This is a genomic window from Cognatishimia sp. F0-27 (genome assembly GCF_020667845.1).
GTDB lineage: Bacteria > Pseudomonadota > Alphaproteobacteria > Rhodobacterales > Rhodobacteraceae > JAFMPQ01.
This window is the reverse complement of record NZ_JAFMPQ010000095.1, coordinates 1-856: the sequence shown is the minus strand read 5'-3', so window position 1 is coordinate 856 and position 856 is coordinate 1. Positions and strand designations below refer to the sequence as shown.

Sequence of the window (856 nt, the reverse complement as noted above, 5' to 3'; positions counted from 1 at the left end):
CTAGGCTGTGTTGACAAAAGGGATTCACAGGGCACGCTGATCGTGATTCAAGCTGGTATCTGCGATGGAGATCAGCTTGGCACGAGACCTGATGTCGGACGAGGAATGGGCGTTCTTTGAGCGGTTCATTCTAACTGTCCGCGCCCCGAATGGACGCAAACCTACCAACCACCGCCTTGTTCTTGATGGAGTTTTCTGGATTGCCCGCACGGGCGCTCCGTGGCGGGACCTACCCGAGGAGTTTGGCAAGTGGTCGAGTGTATACCGCCAGTTCCGGCGCTGGACTCTGGCTGGGCTGTGGGAGGACATCATGGATGCCCTGAACCAAAGCGGGGCGGTGCCGGACGCCCTTCAAATGATCGACAGCACCGTGATCCGCGCCCATCACCAGGCAGCGGGCGCTAAAGGGGGACTCCGCAACAGGGTTTTGGCCGTTCGCGAGGTGGCTTCACGACCAAGATCCACCTCCGCGTCAACGCGGCAGGCCTGCCCATGAGAACTGAAAACACGCCGGGCCAGACTTCCGATTACATGGGCTTTGATCTGGTTATGGCTGACAATCTTCCCGAGCCGAGCGTCCTGTTGGCCGATAGAGGCTATGATGCTGACAGCATTCGGAAAAAGATGGAGGCGCGGGACGTGCTCACCCAAATCCCAATGCGCAAATCAAGAAAGATACGCGTCGGCGTAGATCATTCCCTGTATTCGCTGCGCAACTTGGTCGAACGGTGCTTCAACAAACTGAAGAACGCTCGCCGGGTCGCAACCCGCTACGACAAGACCGCTGAAAGTTTCCTCGGCTTCATAGACATCACGTCCATCCGCCTCTGGCTGCGTCTTTTGTCAACATGACCTA

The 856-nt window shown here is 57.5% G+C and carries 1 protein-coding gene; it reads left to right on the top strand.

The annotated features are described in order from the left end of the window. Positions 1 to 64: 64 nt before the first annotated feature. Positions 65 to 852, top strand: a protein-coding gene (locus J1C49_RS21480; protein WP_227447855.1) for an IS5 family transposase whose coding sequence is annotated in 2 segments (ribosomal slippage) — positions 65 to 404 and positions 404 to 852 — 789 coding nt in all. Because the reading frame shifts where the segments join, the coding sequence is not laid out codon by codon here. The last annotated feature ends 4 nt before the right edge of the window (positions 853 to 856 follow it).